A 3,860-nucleotide genomic window follows, 5' to 3' on the forward strand; every position below is an offset into this window, starting at 1 on the left:
TAATATGATAAAGCAAAAACTTAAAGATTTTAGAGAGAAGAAATATACGCAAGAAGAGTTTGCCTTTAAATTGGGTATGGAAACGTCTAATTATAATAGAAGAGAAAATGGTGTAACTAAAATATCAAAAAAAGAATGGGATAAAATGGCTAAAGTGTTAGAAACTACATTAGAAGAAATATATGAGCCAGAAGATGGCATTTATGTTATTAACGGAGATTATGCTCATGGCAATTTTGGTAATGGCGGCACATTTAACGCAAATTCAGAATTTGTTTTTGAAACAATGAAAAAATACATTCAAAAACTTGAAGAAGAAAACCAATCATTAAAAGAGCAACTTAAACTTTAACAAAAGTTTAAACAAATTGAATGTAATAAGTTATTGCTTTCTAAAGTTTCTATTTCATTAACTTTAAAATAATTATAGTATGACAACAGTTCAAAGAATTTACAAAACCAAAGATGTCGATATGCTTATTGCAGCAGCGACAATCATAGAAACAGCAATTACCAACAAGGCATTTTTACAGTCCAAGCGTGCCACTTGGGCAGATCCATTCTTCGAAGACCTTCAGTCCGAAATCAACACAACAATTCAATCCTATCTTGGTATTGACAGCGCCAAAGACCTGCGTCAAGCAACACAAGTAGTTTTAAATTTACAAAAACAAGCCATCAAAGATTTAGCAGAAGTAAAAGTGCAACTAGTAGAAGATTTTAAAACCAATCCAACACGTCAAACAGAGATTTTAATCCAACTTGGTTTCACAAGTTACCACAAACAAGCCCAAAAAGGCGACCAAGAAGCATTAATAAATTTACTCTATCAATTCAAAACCAATTTAACACCGGCAGTAGCAACCGAAATAGAAATACAAGGAACGGCAATAGCAACATTAAACACAATTACAGCCTATGCCGACACCCTAAAAGCAGCCGATATAACACAAGAAAATAACAAAGGAATACGCAAAACAATTACTTCCGAAGCAATAACACAATTCAACATTATTTACAGCAAAGTAATTAGCGTTTCTAAAATTTCAACTAAATTTTACAAAGATAATCCAGCACAAAAAGAACAATTCAGTTTCAACAAAGTTTCCAAAACATTAAATGCGTCCAAAAAAACAACATCCACACCACCAACAGAATAAAAAAATAGTCAACTATAAAAAGCCGTTTCAATAAAAACGGCTTTTTCATTTCTAAAAACTACACCGATAGTCACTCAACACCTACGGAAATTAAAAAATAACATCCCGAAACCAAATAGTAACCTACGGAAATCAAACAGTAATACACCGAAGCTAAATAGTAATCTACGGAAACTCTAAAGCTAACTACGGAGCTAAATAATAACTTACGGAAAGAAATTAATAACCTACGGAAGCATTAAAGAAAATTCGGAAACTCAATAATAAACTGCGGAAGTTCTATATTGCGCTACGGAAAACTAGATAATAAACTACGGAAGTACTAAAAAACTACAGTTTATTCTGCAAACTACTCCATCCACCACCATTCATTGCTTCAATTCCATTACTTTTAAAAATAGATGTTGCTTGCGCACTTCTCATTCCACTTGCACAACAAGCAATCACAGGTTTATTCAATTTTTTAATACTGTCAATCTGATTTCCAAGAGTATTCAACGGAATATTTTTAGATCCTTTAATATAACCGCCTTGAAATTCTCCAGGAGTTCTAACATCAATAATAACGGCTCCTTTATCTATAAATTCTTTAATGCTTTCTGATTTTCCACTCAATCCCAACATACTTAATAATCCCATAATTGTATTTTTTTAATAGTTTGTCACCCTGAGCGCAGTCGAAGGGCTTTAATTTATTATTAGATTTTTTGAAACTTAATAACACAGCAAAAGTAAAACTATCCTTTACACAAATTTGTAACAAAAGTTACCCAACTAAAAATATTCTATATATTTGACACCAATGAAGATTACCGATAGAAAAACCGAAATTATAAACGTAGCAGCACGACTTTTTAAAGAAAAAGGATACAGCGCTGTAACCATGCGTGACATCGCTCAGGCTATGGATATCAAAGCCGCAAGTTTATACAATCACATCAAATCCAAGCAAGAAATTCTAGTTTTAATCATCATCGAAATTGCCGAAGAATTTACTTCTGTAATCGATGAAATCCTTGCTTCGAATGTCACAACCATCCAAAAAATCGAACGAGTTATACAACTTCACATCGATATTACGCTCAGAAATTCCGATGCATTAGCCTGTCTAAACAACGATTGGATGCACTTAACTGACGATGATTTAATCTATTTCATCAAAATGCGAAACGACTACGAAGAAAGTTTCCGACAAATAATCAAAACAGGAATCGCCAACGGCGAAATAAAAAACCTAAACATAGAAGTAATAATTTTCTCAACTCTTTCAACATTAAGAACGCTTTACCTTTGGTACGGAAAGAAAAAAACAATCAAACCCGAAGTCCTAAAAGCAACTATGATTCAAGTTTTACTAAACGGAATTGTGTAATTTCTCAAATTTCTCAAATCTGTGTTCCAAACCTAAAACTTAATGAACCTTAATGCCTTAAAGGTTTAAAGCAAAAAAAATATAACGTTTTCGTAACATATCAAAATTTTCACTAAATTTGCATAACAAACTAACAAGTGTTAGTTAAAAATTATTCAGTGGTTATGTCAAAATTTCACAACATAAAAATTGCCGATATTTACAAGGAAACCAAAGATTGTTCCGTACTTTCTTTTGAAATTCCACAAGAATTAAAGCAAGAATTTCAATACAAACCAGGACAACATCTCACGCTAAAAGCGATGATTGACGGTGAAGATGTGCGTCGTTCTTATTCGTTATGTTCGTCTCCAATCGAAGACAAATGGAAAGTAGCCGTTAAAAAAATCAATGGCGGATTGTTTTCTACCTACGTAAACGAAACACTGAAAAAAGGCGATATCCTAGAAATAATGCCACCAAGCGGAAAGTTCAACGTAGAAATCGATACCCAAAAAGCCAAAAATTACATAGCATTCGCAGCAGGAAGCGGAATCACGCCAATTCTGTCAATCATAAAAACACATTTAAAATCTGAGCCAAACAGCACTTTTAAATTATTTTATTTAAATCGTTCCGTAAAATCCATTATCTTTAAGGAGGAAATTGAACAGCTTAAAAACTTGTATTTCAATCGTTTCGAAATTTTTCATTTCCTAACTAAAGAACATCGAGCATCCGAATTGTTTAACGGAAGATTTACAAAAGAAAAAATTCAGGTTTTAACCGAAAAAATAATTGACATTCCTGCAACCGACGATTGTTTCATCTGCGGACCAGAAGAGATGATTTTCCTATTACGCGACGAGTTAACAGCTGCCGGATTAGATAGCGATAAAATACATTACGAGTTGTTCACTTCAGGAATTTCCGAAGAAGATAAAAAACGAATTCAAAGAATAGTAGAAAATAAAGTAAACGGAACCGACATCACCATCATCGACGGCGGAAAAGAATTCCATTTCGTGATGGACGAAGCCTACGACAACATCCTTGATGGAGCATTAGCAGCCGGAGCCGATTTACCATTTGCCTGCAAAGGCGGTGTATGCAGCACCTGCAAATGCAAAGTTTTAGAAGGCGAAGTCGAAATGAAAGTCAACTACGCTTTAGATGCGCACGAAGTTGCCAAAGGATTGGTTTTAAGCTGTCAAGCCGTCCCAACAACCGACAAAGTAGTAGTCGATTTTGGCGTGTAATGTCAGGCTGAGCTTGTCGAAGTCAGGAGCGAATGTTTCGGGCATTTTTGCAATCCATTTTCCTGCTTTCCGCACTACACGGTAGTTGCT

Annotated in this window: 5 protein-coding genes; 4 read left to right on the forward strand and 1 reads right to left on the reverse strand. The window is 34.2% G+C overall.

The window, feature by feature from the left end; translation table 11 throughout:
• Positions 1 to 352 (forward strand): helix-turn-helix transcriptional regulator (locus DIU01_RS12955; RefSeq protein ID WP_290835123.1); only part of this gene is annotated, 352 nt, incomplete at its 5' end.
• A gap of 79 nt (positions 353 to 431) precedes the next feature.
• On the forward strand, positions 432 to 1,160 hold the full coding sequence (locus DIU01_RS12960) for a hypothetical protein (RefSeq protein WP_290835125.1): 729 nt from the start codon (positions 432 to 434) through the stop codon (positions 1,158 to 1,160).
• A gap of 330 nt (positions 1,161 to 1,490) precedes the next feature.
• Here DIU01_RS12960 and DIU01_RS12965 read toward each other — a convergent pair whose 3' ends face one another.
• On the reverse strand, positions 1,491 to 1,799 hold the full coding sequence (locus tag DIU01_RS12965; RefSeq protein ID WP_290835127.1) for a rhodanese-like domain-containing protein: 309 nt from the start codon (positions 1,797 to 1,799) through the stop codon (positions 1,491 to 1,493).
• Positions 1,800 to 1,962: 163 nt separating this feature from the next.
• Between DIU01_RS12965 and DIU01_RS12970 the strand changes: the two genes are divergently transcribed.
• A complete protein-coding gene (locus DIU01_RS12970) occupies positions 1,963 to 2,532 on the forward strand; it encodes a TetR/AcrR family transcriptional regulator (protein ID WP_290835129.1) in 570 nt (189 codons plus the stop codon).
• A 164-nt stretch (positions 2,533 to 2,696) separates the two neighbouring features.
• Entirely contained in the window at positions 2,697 to 3,770 is a 1,074-nt protein-coding gene (gene paaE / locus DIU01_RS12975; protein ID WP_290835131.1) for a 1,2-phenylacetyl-CoA epoxidase subunit PaaE, read from the forward strand.
• Positions 3,771 to 3,860: the final 90 nt, after the last annotated feature.

Origin of the sequence: Flavobacterium sp. (genome assembly GCF_003525665.1) — a bacterium.
In the GTDB taxonomy this organism is placed as follows: domain Bacteria; phylum Bacteroidota; class Bacteroidia; order Flavobacteriales; family Flavobacteriaceae; genus Flavobacterium.